Genomic DNA, 26,979 nt, shown 5'->3' on the forward strand with positions numbered 1-26,979 from the left:
GGACCGCTCACACGGTGAACGGCCGCTGGCGCAGGAACGCGGGCGCCGGGCTGCCCGTCGTGTAGAGGTTCGGGCTCTGGGTGGATGGCAGTCGGCTCTGGATCGCGCGGTGGAAAGCGCGGTAGCCGCCGCGGAAGGCGCCGTCGTCCCAGGTCTTGAGCAGCGCACTGGTGAAGGCGCCGTTGACCGGGCCGTCCGCGGCGACCTGGTTGTCCTGGCAGGCCGAGACGAGGATCGCCGTCGGTTCGGCCGCCTCACCGTCGGGGGACGCCTTCTTCAGGGACTGCTGGAGCTCGTCGAAGAAGCCCTGGTCCCGTTCGTAGATCTCCTGCTGTTTCGGTACGGGCATCAGCCGGATGCCGGTCGAGGGGAGGGGCGCGCCGGGAAGCTCGATGCCGCTGCCGCTGTGGCAGCAGTCGAGCAGCGCGACGATCCGCACGCCGTCGGCGAAGCCCAGGAACTCCCGGTACACCTCGTCGTCGAGGAACTGGCGGTCGTACAGCACGAGGGTCTCGTCGAGCGCGTCCGGCTCGTCGCCGCCGCCCGTGACATCGGGCACCTGTCCGCCGTGACCCGAGTAGGTGAAGAGCAGGATGTCGCCGGGGACGAGCCGCCCCGCCGCCTCGCGGAGCGCGGCGGTGACCGCGTCGACGGTGCAGTCGGCGGTCAGCAGGACGGTGCCGGAGTAGCCCGCGGCGCGGGCAAGCCGGGCCATGTCCCGGGCATCGTTCTCGCAGGCCACGAGGGCGCCGTCCCAGCCCTCGTACCGGTCGGGGTCGACCTTGTTCAGTCCGACGTGGATGGACAGTCCGGTGGGCATGGGGTGCCTCCTAGGACAGGGTGGGAGATCCGGCACCGGGGCGGCTGATCGAGTGGCCTGGGGGCCCGGTGCCGAGCGCGACCCTTCAATGCGCGGTACTTACATCGTATGGAACCGACCGATCCCCCGCCTTCTCCGCCGCCCCCGCGCGCGGGCGGACAGCGCAACGACTCGTTCGCCGACCGCACCGGCTACGACGAGGACTTCCTGGGCCCGACCGTGCCCCTTCCGCTGCCCGTCCGGGCCTCGGTGGAGACGGTGATCCTGCCGTACACCCACTTCACCGTGGTCTTCCGGCCCGACCGGCGGCTCGCCGCCGCGACCGCGTGCTGTATCGAGGGAGGGCAGCTGGCGGAGGACGTACCCCGGGAGGACGTCTGGGAGTTCGACCCGCGGCTGCCCGAGGCGCAGCAGGCCGGCAACGACATCTACCGGAACAACAGTCTGGACCGCGGCCATCTGGTGCGCCGGCTCGATCCCGTGTGGGGTGCGGCGGCCGTGGCCGGCCGGGCCAACATGGACACGTTCCACTACACGAACGCGGCGCCGCAGTCGGACGTGTTCAACCAGGGCAAGCAGCTCTGGCAGGGGCTCGAGAACTATCTCCTGGACCACGCGGCCGAGTTCGACCGGCGCCTGACGGTGCTCACGGGCCCGGTGCTGCACGACTCCGACCCGCCCTACCGGGGTATCCAGGTGCCGATGCGGTTCTGGAAGGTGGCCGCGTTCATGCAGGAGGGGGCGCTGGCCGCGACCGCGTACATTCTGGACCAGAGCCCCGACCTGACCCGTGACGCGGAGCGGGCGCTCGCCGGGGCGAAGCCGGGCGCACCGCCGCCGCTCGGCCCGTTCCGTACGTACCAGGTGCCGGTATCGGACGTCGCGGAGCTCACGGAGCTGGAGTTCGGGCCGCTGCCGGACGTCGATCTGATGCCGCCGTTCCGCGCTCCGGAGGACCGCTGGCGGCGTCTGGAGTCGTTCGACGACATCGTCATGCAGGGCTGACCGGCCGGGCCTCCGGACGGGCGGCCGCCATCGTCTCCCGCGTTTGCCACCGCCGGCTCGCCCGTTTGCCACCGTCCCGGCCCGGTGAAACCATGACAAGGGACCGCCGGGACCGCGACCGCCGGGCAGGTGCGGTATGCCGCTCACCGAAACGGAATGGGGACTCGTCACCAGTTGGGTACGGGAGTACCTGCTCGACACCCCTGATCCTCCGACCCGGCTGCGACGCGCCGGGCTCTCGCAGGACTTCGTCGCGGGTCTCGAGCTCACCCCCGACCGCGACGCGAACGCCCGCCTCGTGGTGGCCGCGGCGCGCCGGGACATCGCCCATCAGCGCGCGCTGCTCGACGCCCTCGCCGGGCTCGACGCGCTCACGGGGCCCGGAGACGCCGAGGCGCGGACCCTGCTGAGGCGGCTGCACGAGGACGAGGAGCTGCTGCGCTCCGCGCAGGACCCGTTCCGCACGCTGGTCCTCGCGAACGGTACCGAGGTGTTCATCGACCGGGCCGAGCTGCGGGAGAAGCTGCGCGGTTTCGTCGACGATCCGGAGCAGACGGTGCTCGTGGTGGACGGCGAGCCCGACAGCGGCCGCTCGTACTCGTACCGCCTCATCCGCCATCTCGGGCAGCACTGCGGCTTCCGTCCCGTACGGATCACGCTCTCGCGGACCTCGACGGCGGCGCGGCTCGTGGAGCGGCTCGGCGAGTTCGTGACGGGTCCCGGCTTGGACCGGTTGCCGTTGAATCCCACACAGTTGAACGATCCACTGCCCTCGATCGACGACGCCGTGCACCGGATCGTCAGCCGGGCGACGGCCGCCGAGGACCGCTTCTGGCTGGTGCTCGACGAGTGCGACAAGCTCGATCCGAGCACCGACGTCTGGGACTGCATCGGCAAGCTCGCCCTCGCGATCTACGAGTTCACGCCGGTACGGAAGGACGCCGTGCCCCGGCTCGTCCTGCTCGGCTACTCGCCCGCCACGCGCCAACTCCCGTACGACATCCGGAAGAACGAGTGCCGTGACACGGCCACGATCGCCACCGAGGACGATCTGCGGGAGTTCTTCCGGGAGTTCTTCGGCCAGGAGTGGCCGGGTCCGGACGCCGCACTGATCCCCGAGCTTGTGGACGTGGCGGTGGCCGAGGTGCTGCGGGCCGTCGACTCCCCCGGTGCGACGGAGAGTTACATGCGCAGGGTCTGCACGGCGACCGAGGAGGCGGTACTGGCCTTCCGCTCGCTCGAACCCGGCGACGGCGCCCCCGACCGGCTGCGCCACGCGCTGAGGACCACGGCCGCGCAGAGCCCACCGCCCGCCCCCGCCCTTCCCGAGCTGCGCAGGGCCTACCGGGAAGCGGCCTGCCTCCTCGACGAGTTCGACCCCGCCCGGCTGCGGCTGCCGGGCGAGAGCGAACCCACCGGACGGGCCGCCCTGGCCCTCGTCGACGACTGCACGGCCCTCGGCGACCATCCGGCCCAGACCTGGGTCCTCAAGCCGGAGGTGCGCGAGGAGACGCTGAACACGCTCGCGGGCCCCGAGGCCGCCCGGCGCGCCCTGGAGGCCGCCATCGACGCCGTGCCGGAGGGGCCGGGTGCCGAGCGCACCGCGCTCGCCCTGCTGTCCGGCGTCCCGCCCGACCTCACGACGCCGGGCGTCGAGGGGCTCTGCGACACCCTGCGGGCCGTACTGTGGCTGCGCCGGATCCCCGGCACGACCGGGCTGCCGGACGTCGACGACCTGCAACACCGTCTGGAGCGGGCGCGGTTGCTCCAGCCGATGGAGCGGCTCATCGAGGGCACGGTCCACGGGCGGCGGCGCGAACTCGACCTCCTGCGCGCGTACATCGCGCTGCCCGCCGAACCGGCGGAGCCGCCCGTCCTCATCCACGGCGTGGGCGGCATCGGCAAGAGCACCCTCCTCGCCACCTTCCTCATCGAGAGCCTGCGGGAGTCCCCCGCCGGATTCCCCTTCGCCGCCATCGACTTCGAGCGGCCGACGCTCTCCATCCACGAGCCGGCCACGGTGCTCGCCGAGATCGCCCGGCAGCTCGGCATCCAGTACCCGCACCGGCGGGCCGCGTTCGACGCGCTCGCCGACGCGTGCGAGGAGACCGCCGCGGCCCAGCGCGGCGAACGGAACCAGCTGGACGAGCTGTACCGGCTCTCCGCCACCCGGGCGACCCTCGGCCGCGACTACTCGGCGGGGTTCCACGCCCGGGCCAGCGCACGCGAGCAGGAGCTCGCCGGCAAGGTCGGCGAGCTGGCCGCCCTGGCGGTCGCCACGCCTGAGGGCGAGATGGACCCGCCGCTGGTGATCGTCCTGGACTCCTTCGAGGAGGCCCAGTACCGGGGTTCGCCGGTCCTGGGCCGGATGTGGGCGATCTGGACGGCGCTGCGTGCCGCCTACCCCCGGCTGCGGTTCGTCGTCTCCGGGCGGGCGCCGATCGAGCACCCGGCCAAGGTCCTCGCGCCCCGCACCATGGAGCTCGGCGAGCTGGACCACCAGGCCGCCGTGGACCTGCTGATGTCCTGCGGGGTCGAGGACGAGACCGTCGCCGGGGACCTCGCCGACCGCATCGGCGGCCATCCGCTCAGCCTGAAACTCGCGGCGCGGACCACGGTCCTCCTGGGCGCCGGGTCGGAGTCGCTCGGCGACCTGCTGCGGAGCCTGCCCTCGCGGCGGCGGTACTTCCACCACCAGGTCGACCAGATGCTCATCCAGGGCACGCTGTACGACCGGATCCTCAAGCACATCGCGGACGACGCCGTCCGTGCCCTGGTGCAGGCGGGCCTGGCGCTGCGGGTGATCACCCCCGAGCTGATCGCGGAGGTGCTCGCCGAACCGGCCGGACTGGCCCTCGGCTCGCCGCAGGAGGCCCGTACGCTCTTCGGCCGGCTGGTGTCGCGGCTCGACCTGATGGAGTCGGCGGGGCCGCAGGCCGTACGGCACCGGGCGGATCTGCGCTCGATCATGCTGCGGCTCTCCGACAGCGCGCGGACGGACCTCATGCGCGCCGTCGACCATCGCGCGGTGGAGTACTACGCCGCCCGTGAGGGCCCCGCCGCGCGCGCCGAGGAGATCTACCACCGGCTCAGGCTCGGCCAGAACCCCCGTGCGGTGGAGGGGCGTTGGCAGGTCGGCGTCGGCGCGTACCTGACCGGCGCCGACCGGGACATGCCGCCGCGCTCGGCCGCCTTCCTGCTCGGGAAGCTCGGCGGGCACGTACCGGACCGGATCATGGCCGAGGCCGATCAGGAGGACTGGGAGCGGATCGCCGCCCGCGAGGTCGAGGACCTGCTCACCCAGGGGTACGTGGAGGCGGCGGTGGACCGGCTGTCCGAGCGCCGGCCCTGGACCCCGTGCAGCCGGCTGCACGGGCTCCTCGTGGAGACCCTGGCCAGGTCCGGGAGGGTCGCGGAGGCCCGGGAGACCGCCGAGCGGGCCGTGGACGGGGCGGAGGAGGCGGGGTGCGCCAAGACCCGTCTCGAGCTGCTCCAGCTCTCCGCCCGGCTGGCCCAGGACCAGGGCGACCTCACGGACGCCGACCACGACCTCCAGGAGGCGGAGGACGTCGCCGCCGGACTCGGCCTCGCGCACGAGTCGGTGGGCGTCCTGGTGGCCAGGTCGCGGCTTGCGGCGCTCTCGGACGAGGGCTCGGCCGAGATGGACGCACGCCTCGCCCATACGCTGCGCGGCATGCCGGACGAGGAGCTGGCCCGGCAGCCCGCCCTGGCGCGGGCCGCCGCGGCCACGGCCTCGCGGGTCGACCCCCAGCTTCTGGAGCACACGCTGCGGCTCGTGGGGCTGCCGGCCGACGACGAGCCGGTGGTCGACGCCCTCGCCCGCTGGATCGACACGGCGATGACGGACGAGCCGCAGCTGCGCGAACCGCTGACCCGCATCCTGGAGTCGGCGACCGGAACGGCTCCGGCGACACCCTCGGCCCCTCCGGTCGAAGGCGCGGCCGGGATGGAGCGCGCCGCGGTGGAGGAGGCTCTCCGGGAGGCCCGCAGGCGCGGGACGCTGGACAGCGTCGCCTGGCGGGCGCTGATGCTCCGCGACCGGAGCGGTGACCTGGTCGAGGGTGTCGCCGCCGCCATGGACGTGGGCACTCCGGCCCGCGGCCCCGCCGCGGAACCTGCCGGGGGCAGGGGCGGCACGGCGGGTATCTGGTCGCGGCCCCCGCCCGACGCGGCGGAGGGGGCGGTACGGAGCGTGCCGTACCTCTCCGCCGAGGATCTCGTCCGGGTCCGCAACGCGGCCCTGGACGCGGGGCTCGCCGAGAGCGGCGTACGGCGGCTGCTGTTCGCGGGCACCACGCCGCACTTCCGGGCGAGCCTGCCGACGATGGACACCCCCTTGCGGCAGATGCACTCCGACCTCGACGTGATGAACCAGGTGGAGCGGCTGATCGACGGGACGGTCCCGCTGGAGGTCTGGCTGCGCAACGCGATCTCCCACACGGTCGAGGCGAGCCCGCTCGCCGTGTTCCAGCGCGCCCTCGACGACGTGGCGCGCGACGCCGCGGGCGAGCCGGACCTGCCGGCCGGGCCGATGCCCGCCGAGACCAAGGAGGAGATCATCTTCCGGGACGACACCGTGCCGTTCGAGTTCCTGAACGGCGGTGTCCTGGCCGGGGCGTCGGTCGCCCGTCTGAAGGTCCCGCCGTACGAGTCGGGCCGGCCGCTCCAGCCCGCCTACCCGCACGCGGGCACCGGCTGGCTCATCGCCCCCGGGCTGCTCATCACCAACCACCATGTGGTGAACGCCCGTACGCGCTCGCCCGGGGTACTGCTCCGGGTCGCCGAGGACGATCTCCAGCTCCAGGTGCGCAACTCCCGCTCCCGCTTCGACTACGGCGCCGACGAGACGGAGACGGAGGAGGCGACGGCGGGCGCCCTGGTCGCCTGGGACGAGGGGCTCGACTACGCGCTCATGCGGCTCTCGGCCGGGCTGCCGCCGCGCCCGGTGCTCCGGGTCGCGACCGAACCGCTGCTGCTGACCGGGACCGAGCCGGTGGCGGTCAACATCATCCAGCACCCGGGCGGGCAGCCCAAGCGCGTGGCGCTGCGCAACAACCTGGTCTTCGAGGCGGACGAGCGGGACGTCCGGTACTTCACCGACACCCGCAGCGGGTCGTCCGGTTCACCGGTCTTCATCGACGACTGGACAGTGGTCGCTCTCCATCGCGGCACGCGCCGGGTCGAGGAGGTCCACTACCAGGGCAGGACGACGGCGTTCGTGAACGTCGGCACGCAGATGAGCCGGATCCTGGCCCATCTGCGGGAGACGAGACCGGAGTTGTACGAGGAGATCGCGGGCGCGCAGTCGGCGCCGGCGCCCGAGACCCACATGTGGGCAGCCTGAGGACGGCTACCGGGCCTGAGGACGGCTATCGGACGAGAGGCGGAGGTGGCGGGAGATGGAGACGCGGTACGGATCACCGGTCGCGACCGGTCCCGAGCGGATCTTCGACGACCTGCGGGACGTCGCGGCGCGGGTACGCCGGCATCTGGAGGCGGAGATCTCCGAATCGGTGGAGGAGCTGCCGCCGGACCACGCACCGGCCGCCCAGATCTCCCGCTTCGCGCAGGAGGAGCGGGCCCGGGTCCTGGAGGCGGGGGTCGCAGGGCTGGAGAAACTGGCCGCGGACCGCGCGGACGAGATCGACGAGAACGAGTACTTCGGGGTGGAGGCGATCGTCCTCCTGGAAGGCCGGCCCGCGATCCTGGTGCAGGGCCAGGACTTCGCCGCGCAGGACGGCGACTGGTCCGTCCTGGAGGCCGGTCGGACGGCCATCCGCGAGTCGATCGCGCGCGTGGGCCGCGTGGAGGTGACCGGCCACCCGAGCTTTGACTGGGTCGGCACGGCCTTCCTGGTGGGCCCGCAGACGGTGATGACGAACCGGCATGTGGCTGTGGAGTTCAGCCGCGCCGAGGAGGCGGGGTGGTCGTTCCAGCAGGGCATGTCGGCCCGTGTCGACCCGGGCGAGGAACTGGCCGCGTCTCCCGTGGCGGTGGCGGGCCCTCCCCCGTACGAGGTGACCGAGGTGATCGGGATCCACCCGGACGTCGACATGGCGCTGCTGCGGGTCGTCCCGCCCGACGGGGGCGTGCTGCCGACCCCGCTCGCGGTGGCCGCCGACGCGCCCGCGAACGTGCCCGGCCGGCCGGTGTACGTGATCGGCTACCCGGCCTGGGACGGCCGGCGCAACGAGCCGGAGTCGATGCGGCGGATCTTCATGGACATCTACAACGTGAAGCGGCTCCAGCCGGGCATGGCAACGGAGTTCATGCCCGGCGGCCTGGTGATGAAGCACGACTGCTCCACCCTCGGCGGCAACAGCGGCTCCCCGGTCTTCGACCTGACGGACCACCGTGTCCTCGGCCTGCACTTCGGCGGCCGTTACCGGCTCGGCAACTTCGCGGTCCCGCTGTGGGAGCTGGTCGACGATCCGCTGTTGGAGCGGGCGGAGGTCAACTGGGTCTGAGGCGGCACCCGGGGCCGGTCGGGAGGCCACGCGGGGGTATCCCCAGGACCCAGGTGGGTATTCCCCCGGACCCATCGGAGTTCCGATGCCAGACATTGGATTCCGCATTGGCGCCCTGTCGGCGGCGGGCATAGCTTCGAAGACATCGCCCCACTGCCCCACCCTCGGAGTGAGACCCACCATGGCCAAGATCCTTTTCGTGATGACCGGCGTCGACCACTGGACGCTCGCCGACGGCACCAAGCACCCCAGCGGCTTCTGGGCCGAGGAGGCCGTCGCTCCGTACGAGGCGTTCACGGCCGCCGGCCACGAGATCGTCGTCGCCACCCCCGGCGGTGTCGTCCCGACCGTCGACCGGGGCAGCCTTGCGCCCGAGGCCAACGGCGACGAGGAGGGCGCACGGCGGATCGCCGCCGGGCTGGCCTCGATCACCGAGCTCCAGCACCCGATCGCCCTGGAGGACGTGAACCTCGACGAGTACGCGGCCGTCTTCTACCCGGGTGGCCACGGCCCGATGGAGGACCTCGCCGTCGACCGGACCTCCGGCCGGATCCTCGTCGACGCCCTCGACTCGGGCAAGCCGCTCGCCGTCGTGTGCCACGGCCCGGCCGCGATGCTGGCCGCCACGAAGGAGGACGGCACGAACGCCTTCGCGGGGTACGAGATCGCCGCGTTCACCAATGCCGAGGAGACCCAGGGCGGCCTCGCCGACCGGGCCAAGTGGCTCCTGGAGACCCGTCTGGTCGATGCGGGCGTCGACGTCCAGGTCGGTGCGCCGTGGGCGCCGCACGTGGTGGTCGACCGCAACCTCGTCACCGGCCAGAACCCGGCCTCCTCCGCCCCGCTCGCCGCCGAGCTGCTGAAGAAGCTGGCCTGACGCGCCGGCGAACCATAGGGGAAGCTATCCTTACGCCCATGAGGCATAAGGATTCCCATGCCCGGGACGTGCCGCCGGTCCACGAACCGCAGGCGGCCGCCGGGCTCGATCTGAACCTCGTACGGACGTTCCTCGCCGTGTACCGCTCCGGCTCCTTCACCTCCGCCGCCCACCTGCTCGGCATCTCGCAGCCCACGGTGACCACCCAGGTGAAGGCGCTGGAGCGGCAGGCGGGCCGGGAGCTGTTCACCCGGCTGCCCCGCGGCGTCGCCCCCACGCCGTACGCCCAGGATCTGGCGGCGAGAATCGCGGGCCCCCTCGACGCCCTGCTCGCGGCGACCGGGCACGACCCGGCGGCGGAGGCGCCGACCGCGCCCGTCCACCTGGCCGGTCCTGCCGAGCTCCTCTGTCTGCGCGTCCTGCCGGCGCTCGCGCCGCTCGTCGGGGACGGCGTACAGCTCCGTGTCGCGACCGGTCTGACGGACCCTCTGCTCGACGAGCTGAGGGCCGGTCGTCACGACCTGGTCATCGCCACCGCGCGCCCGCGCGGCCGGACCCTGGCCGCCGCGCCGCTGCTCGACGAGGAGTTCGTCCTGGTCGCCGCCCCGCTCTGGGCCGAGCGCCTCGGCGGACGGGTCACCGCGGAGGGGCCCGGGTGTCTGCACACCGTCCCGCTCATCACGTACGCCGAGGACCTCCCCATCGTCCGCCGCTACTGGCGCCACGCCTTCGAGCAGCGCCTGAACCGCCGCGCCGCCGTCACCGTGCCTGACCTGCGCGGCGTCCTGGCGGCGGCCGTCGCGGGGGCCGGCTTCACGGTCCTCCCCCGCTACCTCTGCGAGGACGAACTCGCCTCCGGGGCGCTCGTCCCCCTCCACGAGACCTACGACCCGCCGATCAACACCGGCTACCTGGTCCAGCGCCCGGGCACCCCCGCCAACCCGCACGTCACGCTGGTCCGGGACCACCTCCTGGCCCTCGGGCCGACCTGGTAGGGGCCCTTCACGCCCCGGCCGCCTCCTGCGCGATGCGGTCGAACTGCGCACCCATCGCCTCGGCGAGCGCGTGGGCGGCCGACAGCGGACGGACCATGACGGTGAAGTCGTCGATCCGCCCGTCCTCGTCGAAGTGGAGGAAGTCGCAGCCCTGGATCCGGCGGCCGTTCACGGTGGCGGTGAAGACCAGGGCGTGATCGCGGCCGTCGGGGTTGGCGATCTCGCGGACGTACGCGAAGTCCTCGAAGACGCGCATCACTCCGCGCAGGATCGCCGCGGTGATCGCCTTCCCGGCGTACGGCTTGAAGGCCACCGGACTGGTGAAGACGACGTCGTCGGCGAGCAGCGCCGCGATGGCATCCGCGTCACGGTTCTCGACGGCCTTGCGGAACGGGTGCATGAGCCCTCGCAAATACTCAACTAATTGAATAGGTGAGAGGAGGCTACGGGCGCGCCCGACTCCTTGTCCAGCACGGTCCCTCCGTCCAGCACTGTCCCTCCGGACTGTCCCTAGAGCGTCGCGGGGGTGGGGCCGTCGGGGCGGACGGTGATGCTGTACGCGGCCTTGGCCGGCGTGGAGCGGAAGTGCGGTACGTGGGCGGGCAGGAGGTGTTCCAGGAGGACGGTCGACTCCCGGAGGGCGAACTGCAGACCGAGGCAGGCCCGGGGCCCGATACCGAACGGGAGGTAGCTCCCGGGGTGGGTGGGGCGTCGTCCCGGAGTCGTGAAGCGCCCCGGGTCGAACCGCTCCGGCTCCTCCCAGAGTCCCGGGTCCCGGTGCGTGAGGTAGGGGCAGACCAGGACGTCGGTTCCGGCCTCGATCTCGTAACCGGCCAGGATGTCGTCCTCCGCCGCGCAGCGCGGCAGGATCCAGGCCGACGGGTAGAGCCGCAGCGTCTCGTGGACGAGAGCCTGGACGGCCTGCCGCCGTTCGGGAGAGCCCTCGGCGCCTGCGGCGAGGGCCCGCTCCCGCGCCTGAGGGTGTCGGTCCAGGAGGAGGTAGAGCCAGGTCAGGGTAGTGGCGGTGGTCTCGTGGCCGGCGACGAGGAGGGTGACCAGCTCGTCCCGGATCAGCCGGTCGGTGTACTCGGGACGCGTTCCGGCCGCCTCGGTCAGGACGTGCAGCAGGCCCGGGCCGTCGGGCCCGGCCTCGCCGTCGTGGGCGGCGGCGATGGCGCGGCTCGCCACGGCGTCGATTCTGGCCAGGTCGGCGGCGACGGCCCCGTGGGCGGCGGCGCCGTCGGCGGGCAGGCTGGGCAGCGCGGCCACCACGGCGGGCACGGCGGCCAGTTCACGCTCCGTGCCGGGGTCGAGGGGATGGCCGGTCAAGGACCGCCAGATGGTGTCCAGGGCGAATCGGCGCATCTCGTCGCCGACGTCGAGGACCTCGCCCGTGCGGGCGTACGCGGCCCAGCGCGCCGCGCTGGTCCGGGCGGCCTCGCTGATCCGCTGCTCGTAGCGGCGCATGCCCCGGCCGGTGAACTGGGACTGCAGCAGCTTCCGTTGCCGCTGCCAGGCCTCGCCCGTCGCGGCCAGGACGCCGTCGCCGATCAGCAGCCGGGCGCGGTGCGAGCGCTTCACGTACCGGCCGGGGTGGAGCGCGAGCACGTGCTGCACGGCCTGCGGGTCGGTGAGCAGGACGGTCGGGTGCGGGCCGAGCCGGAACGCGGCGACGCCGCCGAGCCGTTCGCGCGCCTGGGCGAACAGGTCGACGAGTTCCCCTCCGCCGGCCTGCCACTGCCCGACGAGGGCGGGTTCCAGTTCGGGGACGGAGCCTGGGCGGGCTGTGGTGGCCACGGTCTGCTCCTCTTCGGGCGGCTGACATGTCGTCACGCACTGTAGGAGGGCGGGCGCGGTGGGCGACAGACCACCTCGCCCGCCCTCCGTCAGACAGTTCGGACGCGGTCAGACACGGTGAGACACGCTCAGACGCGGTCGGCCGCGATCAGGACGTACTGGAACGAGCCGTCCTTGTACGAGTTGATGAACGCCTCTTCGATGCCGGTGACCAGGGACGACGTGGCCCGCAGCTCCCAGTAGGGCAGGGTCGCGGCCGTCAGGTCGACGACGGCCTGCGGTACGAGACGGTTGTCGGCCATGGCGCGCAGGTACTCCCGACGGGAGTGAATGTTGCACTCGAAGTGCGCGTTGATCTGGGAGACCCACTTCGAGGGCTGTCCGTAGCGCGGGTTCCAGCAGCCGGTGATGGTCACGTAGCGGCCGCCGACCTCCAGGACGCGGGAGTGCTCGGCGAAGAGGTCGTGCAGGTCGACGTACATGCTCGACTCGTTGTTCCACGAGGCCGCCGCCTGCCCTGTCTCGAAGGGCGTGTCGAGCATGTTGCACACGCGGGCGTGGACGTGGTCCTCGATGCCGAGTTCACGGGCGCGCTGGTTCGCGAATTCGGCCTGCTTGGCCGAGAGGGTGACGCCCTCGACCTTGCAGCCGAAGCGCTGGTGGGCCATGACCATCGAACCGCCCCTGCCGCAGCCGGCGTCCATGAGGGTGTCGTCGCGCCCGATGGAGCCGAGGTGGTCCAGGAGGACCTCGGCCTGCGCCGACTCGAGGCGGTGGAGTTCGGCGATCAGCTTCTTCTCGTACGTGCTGTCCTCGGCGTCCCCGAGCGCGTCGTGGTCGACGTCACCGATGCCGTAGTGGTGGTGGTAGAGCCCGTCGACGTCACCGAGACGCAGGTTGACGGGCCTGGCCTCGTTGTTCCAGTAACGGGCGATGTCTCCCTGGTACGGCGTCGCCGGGGTGGGAACGAACGCGGAGGTGCCGTTGACGGTGGGGAGCTCGGTGTGGGTCACAGATCAATCCGTTCTTACCAGAAATCGGGCAGGCTGTAGCGGTAGGTGTTGGTCCGGTGCCAGTAGTGGTTGCCGTCGACCCACGCGGCCACGCCGCGCAGGAAGCGCGCGACGTTCGGGACGGGGAAGGCGACGGCCAGCTCGGCGGCCGCGTCCTCGAAGGCGTGCATGAGGTCGTTGTGGACCTCGACCGCCTTCAGGTAGGCGTCGCGCTCGGAGCACTCCTCGCGCTCGGCGATCACCACGGGCAGATTCAGGTGCCGGCCGGGGCTGTTGAGCTCCTTGGTGTAGGAGTACAGGTCGTTGACGATCGTGGTCGCGTTGCCGGCCAACGCGATGACCCGTTGCATCGCGGGCTGCGCGTGCAGGTCGGCCGGCAGCTCGTAGCCGCCGACGGCGTCGGTGATGGTGGGGCAGGGGCGGAAGTTGTTGAACTGCCGCATCGCCAGGTACTCCCACACCTCCGGGACGTGGTCCGTCTCGGACCAGGCGGCCTCGGCGAGGTACCCCATATGCAGCCGCGCCATGTCGTGCCGGAACCGGTCGGCCTGGGAGGGGGTGGACAGCTGGACGAAGTACTCCATCGCGGAGCGGTAGGCGCGTCGCGGGGCGTCCGCGTGGAGCGACTCCGCCCACTGCGGCTGGTAGTCCGCCGTCGTGTACAGGGGGTCGAGGGCGGTGTGCGCCAGGAGGAGGCGGCCGCCGAGGCCGATGGGCGAACCTCCGTGGTCCTCGCAGTAGCAGTCGTCGACCGCGTTCTCGGCGACCATCAGCCGCGTGGCGATCATCAGGTGGTCGACGGTCGGCGCGTCCGGATGACAGGCGACCATGTAGCGCCCGACGGAGAAGCCGTCGAACTCGCCCTCCCACTCATCGGGGAACAGCTCGACCTCCTCCACCGCCCAGTCCTTGATCCTGCGGCTGACCTCCTCCACGCGCGCCTGGTCGGGCTCCGCGACCGGGTGGTGGTAGAGGCCGGGGATCGGTTTTCCTTCCGCGGGTTCGGCCGGTTCGGCCGGTTCCGCGGGTTCCGCCCGTTCGGCCGGTTCGGCGGGTTCCTCGCGCCGGCTCGGGTACAGACCCGACGTGCCGAGACCGGTGGGGCCGCGCAGGACTTGTTCCAGGGAAGACAGGGCTGGGGAGAGCCCGGGATCGGGCATCCGTAACTCCTTGGTGGGGTGGGGGGCTGTGGTGTCCGGCCGCCGGACGGACCGTCTAGTCGTGCCTACGGGCGATCTGCACGTTCTCCAGCACGCCGAGCGCGTTGGGCACGAGGATGGCGGCGGAGTAGTAGGTCGTGACGAGGTACGACATGATCGCCTGCTCGCTGATGCCCATGAAGCGCACCGACAGACCCGGCTCGTACTCCTCCGGCAGGCCCGTCTGGTGCAGCCCGATGACGCCCTGGTTGTGCTCGCCGATGCGCATGGCCAGGATCGAGCTGGTGTTCTCCTTGCTGATGGGGATCTTGTCGCAGGGCAGGATCGGGACCCCGCGCCAGGCCTGGACCCGGCGCCCGTCGAGGTCGACGGTCTCCGGGTAGATCCCGCAGGCGTTCCACTCGCGTCCGATCGCTGCGATCGTCCGGGGGTGGGCGAGGAAGAGCTTGGTACTGCGGCGGCGGCAGAGCAGCTCGTCGAGGTCGTCCGGGGTGGGCGGGCCGGAGTGGGGCTGGATCCGCTGCTTGTAGTCGGCGTTGTGGAGCAGACCGAACTCGCGGTTGTTGATCAGCTCGTGTTCCTGGCGCTCGCGCAGCGCCTCGATGGTGAGCCTGAGCTGCTCCTCGGTCTGGTTCATCGGCCCGTTGAAGAGGTCGGCGACCCTGGTGTGGACCTTCAGCACGGTCTGCGCGACGGAGAGCTCGTACTCTCGCGGCTTGAGCTCGTAGTCGACGAACGCCCCGGGCAGCGCGACTTCGCCGGTGTGGCCGGCGGACATCGCGATCTCGGCCTCGCCGTGGCGGTTCTGCCGCTGGCGCGGCAGCGAGCTGAACCGCCGGACGTGGTCCTGGAGATGCGGCGCCGCGGAGAGCACGGCGGCGAAGTCGGCGCGGGACAGGGTGAGCAGGGTGCCCGCGGTCTCGGCGGTGGCGGTGTAGTCCCACCTGCCCTCGCCGTCCAGGAGGGCGTGCTCGCCGAACCGGTCGCCGTCGGCGAGGACGGCGACGCCGACCTCGTCGCCGTACTTGCCGACCGAGGTCTGGTTGATCCGGCCGCGGGCGATCAGGTGGATCTGCTCGGCGGGTGTACCGCGCTCGACCAGCACCTCGCCGGCACGGAAGTCGCGCTGGACGCACCGGTCGGCGATCGCGGTCAGCACCTCCATGTCCTCGAATCCGCGCAGCAGGGCCAGCTCGCCGAGCTCCTGGGGGATCACCCGTACGTCCGCGCCGTCCTGGACGAACTCGATGCGGCCGTCGCCGACGGTGTAGCTGAGCCGCCGGTTCACCCGATAGGTACCGCCCTTGGTCTCCACCCAGGGGAGCATCCGCAGCAGCCAGCGATCGCTGATCTCCTGCATCTGCGGAACGGACTTGGTCGTGGTGGCGAGTTTGCGGGCGGCGGCGGTACTCAGGCTGGACTGCGGGGGCGGCGCCGCCTCCACTTCCGGGCCTGTCTCAACGGTCATCGGACGAGATCTCCTCACGCAGGTCTTGTGATCGGCGTACGCGCACGGTAGCGCCGGAAATGCCCTGGTCACCCCTGATCCTGTGGGTATTACCTCGATGAAGTGACCTTGGTCCGCATGGGGTTTATACCGGCGAAAGGCGACATTCCAGCCACCTGACCGATAGCCGCCCCTCAGCGGGCTCCCGCGTCGGGCCGCGAGCCGGCCCCGCTCGCGCGAGAGCTAGGGTGAGCGGCGTGCGAGTGCTGCTGGTCGAGGACGACGACAATCTGCGGTTCGGCGTGGCGGCCGCGCTGCGTGCCGCGGGACTCGCCGTCGACGAGGCCGCCGACCTGCCGCAGGCCGACGAGGCGCTGTTCGTCACCTCGTACGACTGCGCCGTCTTCGACCGGATGCTTCCGTCCGGGGACGCCGCCGCGTACGTGGAGGAGATGCGCCGTGGCGGGCGGGCGGTGCCGGTGCTCTTCCTGACCGCCCGCGACTCGGTCGCCGACCGTGTCGAGGGCTTCGCGAGCGGCGGTGACGACTACCTGATCAAGCCGTTCGCCGTCCCGGAACTGGTCGCCCGCGTACGCAGTCTCTGCCGGCGATCCGAGATCGTCCGCCCGCCCGTCCACCAGGTCGGCGACCTGGAGGTCGACACCGCCCGGCGGCGCGTCCACCGCGCCGGCGTGCTGCTGACGCTGACGAGCCGGGAGTTCGCGGTCCTGGAGGTGCTGGCCACGCGTGCCGACCAGGCGGTGTCCCGGGCGGAGCTGCTGGAGAGCTGCTGGGATGAGATGGCCGAGCCGCAGTCCAACGTCCTGGACGTCCTCGTCTCCCAGCTCCGCCGCAAGCTGGGCGAGCCGTCGCTCATCCACACCGTGCGGGGCGTCGGCTACCGGCTGGCGGCGGACGGCTCCCGATGAGCCGCCGGCGCGCCATGAGCCGGTGGCGCGACCGGCTCCGTGGCGCACGACAGCCGACCCCGACCACACGGGTGCGCCGGCTGCGGTGGCGTATCACCGCGCTCTTCGCGCTGACCAGTGCGGTGGGTCTTGGCATCATGGCCGTCCTCGCGGTGCGCAGCGACGACGAGCGGTGGCGTGAGCAGCTGGACCAGTCGATGAACGCCGACACGAGCTGGGCGATCGGGCTCCTGGAGACCGGGGAGGACGGCCGGCTGAACACCGGCATCCTGGAGGAGACCATGGGGACGGGCTGCCCGCCCCTGACCGTGGTCGCTCTGCCACCGGGCAAGGAGAAGGCCTCGGATCTGGTCGTCGAGCACGCACCGCGTCGGCCGTGTCTGACGGTCCCCGCCGCCGACGTACGGGCCGCGGCGGCCACGGCCGTGTCCGACGACGAGCTCGTGGCCTCCGACCGCACGACGACGGACGGGGATCCGGTCCGCGTGTTCGCGGTGCCCTTCTACGGTCCGGACGCGGTCGAGGGTGATCTCCCGCAGGGTGCCATCGTGACCATGACGGAGACCTCCGACCAGCTGGCCGACCACCGTCGGCTGGTCTGGGTGGTGACGGCCGGCTGTCTGGGGCTCGTGACCGTCTCGGCGGCCGTCGGACATGTGCTGTCCGGGCGGGCCGTCCGTCCGGCCCTGTCCGTACTCGGTCAGCAGGAGGCGTTCCTGGCCGACGCGGCGCACGACCTCCGGACACCGGCCGCGTCCCTGCGTACGCTCGCCGAGACCGCGCTACGGGGCGAGACGGACACCACCGACGTGCTGCGGCGCACGCTCAGGCTGGCGGAGGGGATGGGTGGCCTGGTCGACGGGCTGCTCACCCGGGCCAGGCTCATGTCCGGCACGGCGGCCCTGGCGCGGGAGCCGCTGCGTCTCGACCAGCTGGTGGAGGCGGTCGTCGCGGACGCCCCGGTCGGGGGAGACAGGGTGACGGTCCGGACCGAGGACTGCGTCGTGAACGCGGATCCCGATCTGGTGCGGCGGGCCGTGGCCAATCTGCTGGGCAACGCCCTCGCCCACGGGCACCTCCCCGGGGTACCCGCGGACGTCCGGATCCGGGTCACGCGGGACGGGACGGTGACGGTCGACGACGCGGGGCCGGGGCTGCCGCCGCAGGTGGCGGGCGCGCTGTTCGAGCGGTTCCGCAGCGGGTCGGGGTCCACCGGCCTGGGGCTCTCCATCGCCTCGTGGGTGGCTCACGCGCACGGCGGCTCCCTCACCGCCGACCGGGGGGAGCTCGGGGGCGCCCGCTTCGTGCTGCGTCTTCCGACGGCCGGCTGACCGGCGGGTCCTCGGAGGGCTCGGGCCCCCGGCGTCCTCATCAAATCCTCAGCTTCGGCCCGGCATGCTCCTCGGTGAATCCGAACCCCTGGGAGTACGACGTTGAACCGCGCTGTCCGCCGCCCTGCCCTGGCCGTCGCCCTGGCCGCCGCCGTCGCCACCACCACCCTCGCCGCCTGCACCTCGGCTCCGGGGTCCGGTTCGGCTCCGGCCGAGGCGACGGGCACGTACACCGACCCCGCCACCCGGTCCGACCTGAGGTCCTTCTACCAGCAGAAGCTGAAGTGGAGCGCCTGCGGTGCGTACGAGTGCGCCAAGCTCACCGTCCCCATGGACTACGCGCACCCGGCGAACGGGAAGACCTTCGTCCTTCCGGTGGCCCGGGCCGTCACGGCGAAGCCCGCCGACCGGATCGGCTCGGTCATCGCGAACCCCGGCGGCCCGGGGGCTTCCGGGGTGACGTCCCTCCTGGAGGAGGGCATGGCCGAGTCGTTCACCGCCAAGGCGCGCGCCCGCTTCGACGTCGTCTCCTTCGACCCGCGTGGTGTCGGGGGCAGCTCGCCCGCGCTGACCTGCGGGGCCGACGCGAAGCCGACGGAGGGGACGGAGGGGTCCACGGAGGCGCCCACGGAGGCCCCCGGGGACGCGGCCGGCGAGGCAGCCCCGATGGCGGACCCGTTCTTCCCGAAGACCGAGGCGGAACGGTCCGAGGTCCTCGCTGCCGCCGAGGAGGACGCTGCCGCGTGTGCGAAGCACAGCGCCGGGATCCTGCGGCACGTGGGCACGGCCGACGTGGCCCGGGACATGGACGTGCTGCGGGCCGCCCTCGGGGAGTCCCAGGTCACCTATCTCGGCTGGTCGTACGGGACGAGCCTGGGCACGTCGTACGCCGAGCAGTTCCCCCGGCGGGTCCGCGCGATGGTCCTCGATGGCGCCGTGGACCCGTCCCTGGACTGGTCGAAGCGGGCGATGAGCCAGGGCGCCGGCTTCCAGCGGGCCGTCGCGGACTACGCCACGTACTGCGCCGACGTCGCCGGGGACAGCTGCCCCGGGGGCAGCCCCGAGGAGATACGCACGCTGATCGAGGGGCTCTTCGAGAAGACCGCGCGCGAGCCGCTGCCGATCGACGGCGCGGAGGACGGCCTGGACGCGAACGGGCTGCTCGAAGCGATCGTCATGGCGATGTACACGCCGGAGGCGCAGTGGAAGGACCTCTCGGAGGCCCTTGCGGACGCGGGCCGTGGCGACGGCACGAAGCTGTCCAAGCTGACGGAGTCCCAGGAGGACACCCCGTCACCGGACCCGTCCGAGGAGCCGTCTGAGGACCCGTCGGAGGAACCTTCGGAGGAGCCGTCGGACTCCGGATCCTCCGGTGCGCAGGCGCCCTCCGACAACGAGTCCGCCGTGCTCCAGGCCGTCAACTGCTTCGACGTCCCCCACCCGCGCGACGCGGAGGCGTACTGGAAGGCCCTCGCCCCCGCCGAGAAGGCCGCGGGGCGCTACGGCACCTCCGGCATCACCACGGCGCTCAGCTGCAAGGACTGGCCCACGACCACCCAGAAGCCACACCGGGTGAACGCCGAGGGCGTCGCCCCGGTGCTCGTGGTCGGCACGACCGGCGATGCGGCCACGCCCTACGAAGAGGCGCGGAGTCTGGCCTCCCAGTTCCCCGGCGGCATGCTCCTCACGTACGAGGGCCTGGGCCACACCGCGTACGGCCGCAGCAACTCCTGCGTCACGAAGCACGTCGACGACTACCTCATCGAGCGCAAGGCAGTCACCGCCGGAACCGCCTGCTGAGGAGACCGCCGCCTGGGCTCCGGTCGCCGCCGCCTTCTCCGTGCTGCAAAACCTAGACGTACTAAGTTTTCGCCCGTACGGTGAGAACCAGGCCGCCTCCCAGCGGCCTGTTCCGTAAGTCGTCGGCAGCACAGCGTTAAGGAGCCGGCCATGCCCGACACGTACCTCTCGACCTCGGCGTCGCCCGCAGAAGCACCACGTCAGGGCGGCCCGAGCGCCACCTCGCGCCTCGGCCGGCTGGGGCCGGTGATGTTCCTCGCGCACTTCGGCTGGCTGCTGCCCGCCGCCGCGAGCGCGACGCTCATCCAGGCACTCCTCGCGCAGGTGGACACGGAGGCCAAGCTCGCCCTGTACGCCACACTGAGCACCGTCGGCGCGGTCGCCGCCACGGCCGCGAACGTCGTGTTCGGTGTGCTGTCGGACCGGACCCGCTCCCGTTTCGGCCGCCGCAATCCGTGGATCCTCGGCGGCGGCCTCGTCGCTGCGGTCTCCCTCGGCGCGATGTCCCTGGTGCGCGACTTCACCGCGCTGGTGCTGCTGTGGATGGTGTTCCAGATCGCACTGAACGCCTTCCTCGGTCCGCTCATCGCGCTCCTGCCCGACCGGGTGAGCCCCGCGCACCTGGGAAAGGCGTCCTCGTACGTCGGCGCCGGTCAGCTGCTCGCGCAGAGCCTCGCCGGGGTCGTCGCCGGTTACTTCCTGGCCGTTCCGGCCGAGGGGCTGCGCTGGGTGCCGTGGCTGCTTGCGGCGGGCGCGGTGCTGGTGTTCGTCGCCGCCCCGGACCGCTCCAACCGGGACGAGCCACGGGCGCCGTTCGCCCCGGGCGCGCTGCTCAGGAGCCTCCTGCCGCCGCGGGACGCGGACTTCGCGTGGGCACTGGTGAGCCGCTTCCTGGGCATGCTCGGCCTGTTCCTCGTCCTGATGTACCAGCTCTACACGCTCACCGACCATGTCCGGCTCGGCCCCGACGCCACGGCGAGGGCCATCGCCACCGGCGGCATCGTGATGGCCGTCGCCTCCGGCACGGCGATCGCGCTCGCCGGCCCGCTCTCGGACCGGCTCGGCCGGCGCAAGGCGTTCGTGGCCGCGGCCTCCCTGCTGATGGGCCTCGCGGCGCTGCCGCTGGCGCTGGTCCCCTCGCTGTGGGCGTTCTACGCCTTCCTCGCGGTGGGCGGCTTCGGCTTCGGCGCGTACCTCGCCGTGGACCAGGCCCTCATCACCGAGGTGCTGCCCAGCCGCGACCACGCCGCCAAGGACATGGGCATCCTCAACATCGCCAACACCGCGCCCCAGATCGTGGCGCCCCTCATCGCCGTGGCCGTCGTGCCTGCGCTCGGTTTCCGAGGGCTGTTCCTGCTCGCGACCGCATGCGCCGTGGCAGGCGCGCTGTGCGTGGCGCCCATCCGCCGCGTCCGCTGACGCCCTACTTCCCCTCCCTCGAAAGGACCTTGTGATGCGGCACGCTGCCGACGGACTGCTTCTCCCCGACGACTTCCTCTTCGGCGCCTCCACCTCGGCGCACCAGACCGAGGGGGGCAACACCAACAGCGACTGGTGGCGTCTTGAGCACTCCGGCGGCCCGCTGAAGGAGCCGAGCGGGGACGCCGCCGACAGCTACCACCGCTGGGGCGAGGACATGGACCTGCTGGCCGGCCTCGGGTTCACCGACTACCGCTTCAGCATCGAATGGGCCCGGATCGAACCCGAGCCCGGCCACTTCTCCCACGCGGCCCTCGCCCACTACCGGCGCATGGTGGAAGGGGCCATCGCACGGGGCCTGCGTCCCATGGTGACTCTCCATCACTTCACCGCGCCGCGCTGGTTCGCGGAGCGCGGCGGCTGGCGGACGCCCGGCGCTGCGGAGCTGTTCGCCCGGTACGTGGCGGCGACTGCGCCCGTCATCGGGACCGGCGTACGCCACGTCTGCACCATCAACGAGCCCAACGTGGTCGCCGCGATGGACGCGATGATCCGGCGGGGTGAGGAGGACGGACCGGCGGAGCCCGGCATGCCGCTGCCCGCCGCGGAGGTGACGGCCGCGCTCATCGACGCCCATCATCGGGCCGTCGCCGCCGTGAAGGCGATCTCGCCGGACATCCGGACCGGCTGGTCCATCGCCAACCAGGTCTTCCAGGCGCTCCCCGGCGCCGAGGAGGCGGCGGCCGCCCACCGGCGTCCCCGCGAGGACGTCTTCATCGAGGCGGCGCGCGACGACGACTGGATCGGCGTCCAGGCGTACACGCGCACTCTGGTCGGCCCCGACGGTCCGCTGCCGGTGCCGGAAGACGCCGAACTTACCCTCACCGGCTGGGAGTTCTACCCCGCGGCCCTCGGACATGCCCTGCGGCACACCGCCGAGGTGTCCGGCGGCGTTCCGCTGATCGTCACCGAGAACGGGATCGCCACCGCCGACGACGACCGGCGCATCGCCTACACCACGGAGGCCCTCGGCTGCCTGGCGGAGGTGCTGGCCGACGGACTCGACGTCCGTGGCTACCTGCACTGGAGCGCCCTGGACAACTATGAATGGGGCTCGTACGGACCGACGTTCGGCCTGATCGCCGTCGCCCCGCGCACCTTCGCCCGTACGCCCAAGCCGTCCGCCGCCTGGCTCGGCGGCATCGCCCGCTCCCGCCGCCTCCCCGCCGCCACCTGACGGCCCGCCCCGGCTCGTCACCGTGCCGGTGACGCGGACGCGGCCGGAGCTCTGAGTACGCCGAGCAGCCGCGTCACCTCACCGGCCATCGCCGTCCGTCCCGCGCCGAGGTAGCGGCGGGTGTCGACCAGCGACGGGTCGCCGTCGAGCACCTCGCGCGCGGCCGTGGTGAAGACCCGGTTCAGATGCGTGGCGAGATTGACCTTGGTCATGCCGTGGTCGACCGCCGCCGTCAGGTCCTCGTCCGCCGCGCCCGACGAGCCGTGCAGCACCAGTGGCACCGGGACGGCTTCACGCAGCGCACGGATCAGGGCGAAGTCCAGTGCCGCATCCCGGGTGAGCATGGCGTGGGAGGTGCCCACGGCCACCGCGAGCGCGTCCACTCCCGTCGCGGCGACGAACGCCACGGCCTCGGCCGGGTCGGTGCGGGCGCCGGGGGCGTGGACGCCGTCCTTGCCGCCGACCTCGCCGAGTTCGGCCTCCACCCAGACCCCCGCCGCGTGGCAGTGGGCGGTGATCGCCTCGGTGGCGCGGAGGTTCTCCTCGTACGGAAGGACCGAGGCGTCGTACATGACCGAGGTGAAGCCGAGCTCCACGGCCTCGTGCACCAGGTCGTCGGAGGTCGCGTGGTCGAGGTGGACCGCGACCGGGACCCGGGCGGCGCGGGCCACCGCCAGGGTCGCCGCGCCGATGGCCCGGAGACCGCCGTGGTAGCGGGCCGCGTTCTCGCTGATCTGGAGGATCACCGGCGCGTCGGCGTCCTCCGCGCCGGTCACGATCGCCTGGGCGTGTTCGAGCTGGATGACGTTGAAGGCGCCCACGCCGTGTCCGGCGTGCGCGGCGGGGGTGACGATGTCGCCCGTACCGACGAGTGGCATGACGGTTCCTTACGTGACGGGGTGGACGTCCACGGCGCCGCACAGGCGCTGGTGAACGGTGGGGTCGAACGAGCCGGCCAGCGGCGCGGCGACGGCGGCCGCCGACAGTGCCACGGCCTCGGCAAGCCGCCGCGGCCAGGAGACGCCGGCCGCCAGGCCCCGGGCCAGGGCGGCGACCGCCGCGTCCCCGGCGCCGGTCGGGTTGCCGCGCAGCCGCTCGGGCGGCACGGCTCGCCAGGCCCCCGACGGGGTCACCGCGAGGAGGCCGTCCGGGCCCAGGGAGGCGACCACGGCTTCGGCGCCGGCGGCGCGCAGGGCCTCCGCCGCCCCGAGCGAAGCGAGATGGGGGTCCCCCCGGCCGGAGGCTGGGGGAGGGTCCGACTCGCCGGTGGCCTCGGCCAGTTCGTCCGCGTTCGGCTTGATGAGGGCCGGGCCGGCGGGGAGCGCGTGGTGGAGGGCCGGGCCGCTCGTGTCGAGGATCGCCGGGACTCCCCGGGCCCGGGCGGCGCGCACGAGTGTCGCGTACGCGTCCTCGGGGAGGCCGGGCGGCAGGCTGCCGGAGAGCACGACGACGGCGGCCCGCTCGACGCAGGAGTCGAAGTCGGCGAGGAAGCTCCGCCACTCCTCCGGCTGGACGACGGGGCCCGGTTCTAGGAGCGTCGTCGTGTCGCCGGTGTGCTCGTCCACCACGGCCACCGTGCGGCGGGTCTCGCCGGCGATGGGCGTGAGGCGCTCCGGCAGTTGCGCCCGGCGGAGTTCGCGGCGTACCGCCTCACCGGTCGGTCCGCCGGCCAGGCCGGTGACGAGCGTGGGCAGGCCCAGGGTGTGCAGGACGCGCGACACGTTGACGCCCTTGCCGCCCGCCCGGGCGCCGACGTCGCGGACGCGGTGCGCGGAGTGGGGGCGGAGGCGGTCGACGCGGTGGGTGATGTCGAGGGCCGCGTTGAGGGTGACGGTGACGATCACGGGTGCACCCAGGCCTGTTCCAGGAGGTCGTGTGCAAGCAGCGCCGCGCCCATGCAGCCCGCCCGGTCCCCGAGCCGGGCCTCGGTGACCTGCGGGGCGGCCTGGAAGGTCAGCCGCCGGGCGAGGGCGTCGCGCACGGGCGCCAGGTAGGCCTCGCCCGCGCGGGCCAGTCCGCCGCCGAGGACGATGCGTTCGGGGTCGTACAGCGTGACCGCGATGGCCAGGGCGTCGGCGAGCGCCTCGATCGCCTCGGTCCAGATCCCGGCGGCCACCGAGTCGCCCGCGTCGGCGCGGCGCTGGACGTCGCGGGCGGTGATGCCGTGCCAGCCGGTGGCGCGGGAGTAGCGGCGGGCGACGGCCGCGGCCGACGCCACGGTCTCCAGGCAGCCGCGCCCTCCGCAGTGACAGCGGGCGCCGCCGGGCCGCACGACCACGTGCCCCAGCTCGCCCGCCCGGCCGTGCGCGCCGGTGAGCGCGCGGCCCCGGCTGAAGGCGGCGGCGGCGATGCCCGTGCCAACCGGGACGAACAGGAAGTCGGCGCAGCCGCGGCCGGCGCCGAGGCGTGCCTCGGCCAGTCCGCCGGCGCGGACGTCGTGGCCGAACGCGACGGGGAGGTCGAGGTGTTCGGCGAGCCAGTCCTGGACGGGTACGCCGCGCCAGCCGAGGTTCGCGGCGAGGACGGCGAGTCCGGACTCCTCGTCGACGATGCCGGGGACGACGATCCCGGCCGCACCCGCGTCCGGGCAGCGTTCCACGAGCTCCGCGGCGCAGGTGAGGACGGTCTCCAGAACCGCCTCGGGGCCGCGGTCGGCGCGCGTGTACCAGCGGTCGGCGTGCTCGAGGGTGGTGGCGCCGTCGATGAGGACGCCGTCGGTGAGGGCGCCGCCCTTGATGTAGGTGCCGCCGACGTCCAGGGCGATGACCGTCCGCGCGGCCGTCCTCGCGGTGCTCATGGTGCTCGCGGTGCTCGTGGCGGTGGTCATGAGCCGGTGAGGACGATCGAGCGGGTGAGGTTGCGCGGCTGGTCCGGGTCCAGGCCCCGGCTCTCGGCGAGGGCGACGGCCAGGCGCTGGGCGCGGATCAGGTCGGCGAGCGGGTCGCCGGGCGACACCGTGATGGACGCGCCGGTCGCGCGGACCTGGTCGGCAAGGCCGACGGGGGGCTCGCCGAAGAACCAGACGACCGTGCCGGGGCCGCTGACGCTGATGGGGCCGTGCCGGTACTCCATGGCCGAGTACGACTCCGTCCACGTTCCGGAGGCCTCGCGCAGCTTCAGCGCCGCCTCGTGCGCCAGCCCCGTGGTCCAGCCCATGCCCAGGAACGTGAACTGACGGGCATTCAGGATCTCGTCGGGCAGCCAGGACGCCAGCGCGTAGTCGGCCTGCCGCAGCAGGTCCGGCGGCACGGGCCCGAGGCTCGCCCGGAGCAGTACGAGCGCGGTCGTGGCGAACCGGGTCTGCACCACCGACCGCTCGTCGGCGAAGGACAGGTCCACGATCGTGTCGGCGGCGTCCTTGATCGGCGTGTCGAGGTCACCGGTCAACGCCACCGTCGCGCTGCCGGCGGCCCGTTCGAGGGCGTCAAGCACCTCCGTCGTGGTGCCGGAGCGGCTGATGGCCACCACCCGGTCGTAGCGGCGCGCGGCCGGGAAGTCGGAGGCGGCGAACGCGTCCGTCTCGCCGAGCCCGGCGCCCTCGCGCAGCGCCGCGTACGCCTGCGCCATGTACAGCGAGGTGCCGCACCCCACGACCGCGACCCGCTCACCCGCCTCCGGCAACCCGGCCGGACGGGTCTCCAGCGCACGACGCCAGCACGAGGGCTGGTCGGCTATTTCCACGTCGACGTGACTCACGGGGGCCTCCCAAGAAGGGCGTGATGGCCGGGCTCAGACCCAGACCGCATGATTGAAGATGACTCGTTTATAGCGTGAGTGCTCAGTTTCGAGCAAGACTGCGCAGCAGTGATCACATCGGAGTCGATACGGGTTACGCTCGGCTCCCGAACGGCACGAGGCGAGGAGAACGGCGATGGGCACGCACGAGCGGTGGACGCGACTGCTCGACGCTCTGGGCGAGCGCGGCAGCATCGAGGTCGGAGAGGCCGCCGAACTGCTGGAGGTCTCCCCCGCCACCGTCCGCCGCGACCTCGAGGAGCTGGCCCGTCAGCAGCTGCTCACCCGCACCCGCGGGGGCGCGGTGCTCAGCGGCGTGACGTACGACCTGCCCCTGCGCTACAAGACCGCGCGCAAGGCCGACGAGAAGCAGCGCATCGCCCGCGCCGCCGCCGCGCTCATCCCGCCCGGCGCCGTCGTCGGGCTCAACGGCGGCACCACGACGTCCGAGGTCGCCCGCGAGCTGGCGACCCGGGCCGACCTGGCCGAGCACGGCGGGTCCACGGCGCTGACGATCGTCACCAACGCCGTGAACATCGCCAACGAGCTGGCGGTCCGCCCGTACGTGAAGACCGTGGTGACCGGCGGGGTCGCCCGCCCCCAGTCGTACGAACTGACCGGCCCGCTGGCGACGGCGGTGCTCCAGGGCCTCTCGCTCGACTACGCCATCCTCGGCGTCAACGCCGTCGACCCGCGCTTCGGCGCCGCCACCCATGACGAAGGCGAGGCAAGCGCCAACCGCGCCATGGCCGAGCGGGCGGAGAAGGTGATCGTGGTCGCCGACTCCACCAAGCTCGGCCAGCGCGCGTTCGCCCGGGTCTGCACGATCCCCGAGATCGACGTCCTGATCACCGACCACGACGCCCCCGACAACCTGGTGGAGCAGCTCACGGCCCAGGGCGTCGACGTCCACTGCGTCTGACGAA

The 26,979-nt window shown here is 72.7% G+C and carries 20 protein-coding genes and 1 pseudogene; 11 read left to right on the forward strand and 10 right to left on the reverse strand.

What is annotated here, in order from left to right:
* Positions 1 to 7 precede the first annotated feature (7 nt).
* Positions 8 to 820 carry a caspase family protein gene (locus ACZ4VI_RS03155; protein WP_467996078.1) on the reverse strand — a complete coding sequence of 271 codons (813 nt, stop codon included), beginning with the start codon at positions 818 to 820 and terminating at the stop codon, positions 8 to 10.
* A gap of 108 nt (positions 821 to 928) precedes the next feature.
* Here ACZ4VI_RS03155 and ACZ4VI_RS03160 point away from each other — a divergent pair, with 108 nt between their 5' ends.
* The 5 genes from ACZ4VI_RS03160 to ACZ4VI_RS03180 all read left to right on the forward strand — a co-directional run bounded on the left by ACZ4VI_RS03160 (position 929) and on the right by ACZ4VI_RS03180 (position 10,185).
* The gene (locus tag ACZ4VI_RS03160; protein WP_467996080.1) at positions 929 to 1,825 is read left to right on the forward strand and encodes a DNA/RNA non-specific endonuclease; all 897 of its coding nucleotides are present in this window, start codon (positions 929 to 931) and stop codon (positions 1,823 to 1,825) included.
* 136 nt (positions 1,826 to 1,961) lie between these two features.
* Positions 1,962 to 7,190 (forward strand): trypsin-like peptidase domain-containing protein, encoded by a 5,229-nt coding sequence (locus ACZ4VI_RS03165; protein ID WP_467996082.1) that lies wholly within the window; start codon positions 1,962 to 1,964, stop codon positions 7,188 to 7,190.
* A gap of 55 nt (positions 7,191 to 7,245) precedes the next feature.
* Positions 7,246 to 8,313: a trypsin-like serine peptidase gene (locus tag ACZ4VI_RS03170; RefSeq protein WP_467996083.1), complete on the forward strand. Its 1,068-nt coding sequence runs from the start codon at positions 7,246 to 7,248 to the stop codon at positions 8,311 to 8,313.
* 181 nt (positions 8,314 to 8,494) lie between these two features.
* Entirely contained in the window at positions 8,495 to 9,190 is a 696-nt protein-coding gene (locus ACZ4VI_RS03175) for a type 1 glutamine amidotransferase domain-containing protein (protein WP_467996085.1), read from the forward strand.
* A 38-nt stretch (positions 9,191 to 9,228) separates the two neighbouring features.
* A complete protein-coding gene (locus ACZ4VI_RS03180; protein WP_467996087.1) occupies positions 9,229 to 10,185 on the forward strand; it encodes a LysR family transcriptional regulator in 957 nt (318 codons plus the stop codon).
* Positions 10,186 to 10,192: 7 nt separating this feature from the next.
* Here the strand turns inward: ACZ4VI_RS03180 and ACZ4VI_RS03185 are convergent, their stop codons facing one another.
* The 5 genes and pseudogenes from ACZ4VI_RS03185 to ACZ4VI_RS03205 form a co-directional block, all read right to left on the reverse strand.
* Positions 10,193 to 10,585 carry a nuclear transport factor 2 family protein gene (locus ACZ4VI_RS03185; protein WP_467996089.1) on the reverse strand — a complete coding sequence of 131 codons (393 nt, stop codon included), beginning with the start codon at positions 10,583 to 10,585 and terminating at the stop codon, positions 10,193 to 10,195.
* 110 nt (positions 10,586 to 10,695) lie between these two features.
* Positions 10,696 to 11,982: a cytochrome P450 gene (locus tag ACZ4VI_RS03190; RefSeq protein WP_467996091.1), complete on the reverse strand. Its 1,287-nt coding sequence runs from the start codon at positions 11,980 to 11,982 to the stop codon at positions 10,696 to 10,698.
* Positions 11,983 to 12,110: 128 nt separating this feature from the next.
* Positions 12,111 to 12,995: a geranyl diphosphate 2-C-methyltransferase gene (locus tag ACZ4VI_RS03195; protein ID WP_467996093.1), complete on the reverse strand. Its 885-nt coding sequence runs from the start codon at positions 12,993 to 12,995 to the stop codon at positions 12,111 to 12,113.
* Positions 12,996 to 13,009: 14 nt separating this feature from the next.
* A pseudogene (locus ACZ4VI_RS03200) lies at positions 13,010 to 14,119 on the reverse strand (family 2 encapsulin nanocompartment cargo protein terpene cyclase); the annotation flags it as partial.
* Between the two features lie 91 nt (positions 14,120 to 14,210).
* Entirely contained in the window at positions 14,211 to 15,623 is a 1,413-nt protein-coding gene (locus tag ACZ4VI_RS03205; protein WP_467996095.1) for a family 2B encapsulin nanocompartment shell protein, read from the reverse strand.
* A 242-nt stretch (positions 15,624 to 15,865) separates the two neighbouring features.
* Here ACZ4VI_RS03205 and ACZ4VI_RS03210 point away from each other — a divergent pair, with 242 nt between their 5' ends.
* The 5 genes from ACZ4VI_RS03210 to ACZ4VI_RS03230 all read left to right on the forward strand — a co-directional run bounded on the left by ACZ4VI_RS03210 (position 15,866) and on the right by ACZ4VI_RS03230 (position 22,318).
* Positions 15,866 to 16,531 (forward strand): response regulator transcription factor, encoded by a 666-nt coding sequence (locus ACZ4VI_RS03210; RefSeq protein ID WP_467996281.1) that lies wholly within the window; start codon positions 15,866 to 15,868, stop codon positions 16,529 to 16,531.
* A complete protein-coding gene (locus ACZ4VI_RS03215; RefSeq protein ID WP_467996097.1) occupies positions 16,528 to 17,862 on the forward strand; it encodes a sensor histidine kinase in 1,335 nt (444 codons plus the stop codon). The genes ACZ4VI_RS03210 and ACZ4VI_RS03215 overlap by 4 nt, the downstream gene beginning before the upstream one ends.
* Before the next feature lie 102 nt (positions 17,863 to 17,964).
* Entirely contained in the window at positions 17,965 to 19,662 is a 1,698-nt protein-coding gene (locus ACZ4VI_RS03220) for an alpha/beta hydrolase (RefSeq protein ID WP_467996099.1), read from the forward strand.
* A gap of 150 nt (positions 19,663 to 19,812) precedes the next feature.
* A complete protein-coding gene (locus tag ACZ4VI_RS03225) occupies positions 19,813 to 21,081 on the forward strand; it encodes an MFS transporter (RefSeq protein WP_467996101.1) in 1,269 nt (422 codons plus the stop codon).
* Positions 21,082 to 21,115: 34 nt separating this feature from the next.
* On the forward strand, positions 21,116 to 22,318 hold the full coding sequence (locus ACZ4VI_RS03230) for a glycoside hydrolase family 1 protein (RefSeq protein ID WP_467996103.1): 1,203 nt from the start codon (positions 21,116 to 21,118) through the stop codon (positions 22,316 to 22,318).
* 17 nt (positions 22,319 to 22,335) lie between these two features.
* Here the strand turns inward: ACZ4VI_RS03230 and ACZ4VI_RS03235 are convergent, their stop codons facing one another.
* From ACZ4VI_RS03235 to ACZ4VI_RS03250, 4 genes are read right to left on the reverse strand one after another with little or no spacing between them, the layout of a single operon-like run.
* Positions 22,336 to 23,196, reverse strand: coding sequence for a class II fructose-bisphosphate aldolase (locus ACZ4VI_RS03235; RefSeq protein ID WP_467996104.1), 861 nt, complete (start codon positions 23,194 to 23,196; stop codon positions 22,336 to 22,338).
* 9 nt (positions 23,197 to 23,205) lie between these two features.
* Positions 23,206 to 24,162 carry a 1-phosphofructokinase family hexose kinase gene (locus tag ACZ4VI_RS03240; protein WP_467996106.1) on the reverse strand — a complete coding sequence of 319 codons (957 nt, stop codon included), beginning with the start codon at positions 24,160 to 24,162 and terminating at the stop codon, positions 23,206 to 23,208.
* Positions 24,159 to 25,115, reverse strand: coding sequence for an ROK family protein (locus ACZ4VI_RS03245; RefSeq protein WP_467996107.1), 957 nt, complete (start codon positions 25,113 to 25,115; stop codon positions 24,159 to 24,161). Before ACZ4VI_RS03245 ends, ACZ4VI_RS03240 begins: the two co-directional genes overlap by 4 nt.
* A 26-nt stretch (positions 25,116 to 25,141) precedes the next feature.
* On the reverse strand, positions 25,142 to 26,014 hold the full coding sequence (locus tag ACZ4VI_RS03250) for an SIS domain-containing protein (protein WP_467996109.1): 873 nt from the start codon (positions 26,012 to 26,014) through the stop codon (positions 25,142 to 25,144).
* A gap of 175 nt (positions 26,015 to 26,189) precedes the next feature.
* Here ACZ4VI_RS03250 and ACZ4VI_RS03255 point away from each other — a divergent pair, with 175 nt between their 5' ends.
* Positions 26,190 to 26,975 carry a DeoR/GlpR family DNA-binding transcription regulator gene (locus tag ACZ4VI_RS03255; RefSeq protein WP_467996111.1) on the forward strand — a complete coding sequence of 262 codons (786 nt, stop codon included), beginning with the start codon at positions 26,190 to 26,192 and terminating at the stop codon, positions 26,973 to 26,975.
* Positions 26,976 to 26,979 lie beyond the last annotated feature (4 nt).

Source organism: Streptomyces sp. NPDC029169, assembly GCF_055563935.1.

Excerpts from the sequence above, each read along its gene's own strand:
- ACZ4VI_RS03215 (WP_467996097.1), top strand. The coding sequence starts at position 16,528 with ATGAGCCGCCGGCGCGCCATGAGCCGGTGGCGCGACCGGCTCCGTGGC.
- ACZ4VI_RS03170 (WP_467996083.1), top strand. The coding sequence starts at position 7,246 with ATGGAGACGCGGTACGGATCACCGGTCGCGACCGGTCCCGAGCGGATC.
- ACZ4VI_RS03205 (WP_467996095.1), bottom strand. The coding sequence starts at position 15,623 with ATGACCGTTGAGACAGGCCCGGAAGTGGAGGCGGCGCCGCCCCCGCAG.
- ACZ4VI_RS03180 (WP_467996087.1), top strand. The coding sequence starts at position 9,229 with ATGAGGCATAAGGATTCCCATGCCCGGGACGTGCCGCCGGTCCACGAA.
- ACZ4VI_RS03230 (WP_467996103.1), top strand. The coding sequence starts at position 21,116 with ATGCGGCACGCTGCCGACGGACTGCTTCTCCCCGACGACTTCCTCTTC.
- ACZ4VI_RS03160 (WP_467996080.1), top strand. The coding sequence starts at position 929 with ATGGAACCGACCGATCCCCCGCCTTCTCCGCCGCCCCCGCGCGCGGGC.
- ACZ4VI_RS03255 (WP_467996111.1), top strand. The coding sequence starts at position 26,190 with ATGGGCACGCACGAGCGGTGGACGCGACTGCTCGACGCTCTGGGCGAG.
- ACZ4VI_RS03225 (WP_467996101.1), top strand. The coding sequence starts at position 19,813 with ATGCCCGACACGTACCTCTCGACCTCGGCGTCGCCCGCAGAAGCACCA.
- ACZ4VI_RS03165 (WP_467996082.1), top strand. The coding sequence starts at position 1,962 with ATGCCGCTCACCGAAACGGAATGGGGACTCGTCACCAGTTGGGTACGG.
- ACZ4VI_RS03175 (WP_467996085.1), top strand. The coding sequence starts at position 8,495 with ATGGCCAAGATCCTTTTCGTGATGACCGGCGTCGACCACTGGACGCTC.
- ACZ4VI_RS03155 (WP_467996078.1), bottom strand. The coding sequence starts at position 820 with ATGCCCACCGGACTGTCCATCCACGTCGGACTGAACAAGGTCGACCCC.
- ACZ4VI_RS03185 (WP_467996089.1), bottom strand. The coding sequence starts at position 10,585 with ATGCACCCGTTCCGCAAGGCCGTCGAGAACCGTGACGCGGATGCCATC.
- ACZ4VI_RS03245 (WP_467996107.1), bottom strand. The coding sequence starts at position 25,115 with ATGAGCACCGCGAGGACGGCCGCGCGGACGGTCATCGCCCTGGACGTC.
- ACZ4VI_RS03235 (WP_467996104.1), bottom strand. The coding sequence starts at position 23,196 with ATGCCACTCGTCGGTACGGGCGACATCGTCACCCCCGCCGCGCACGCC.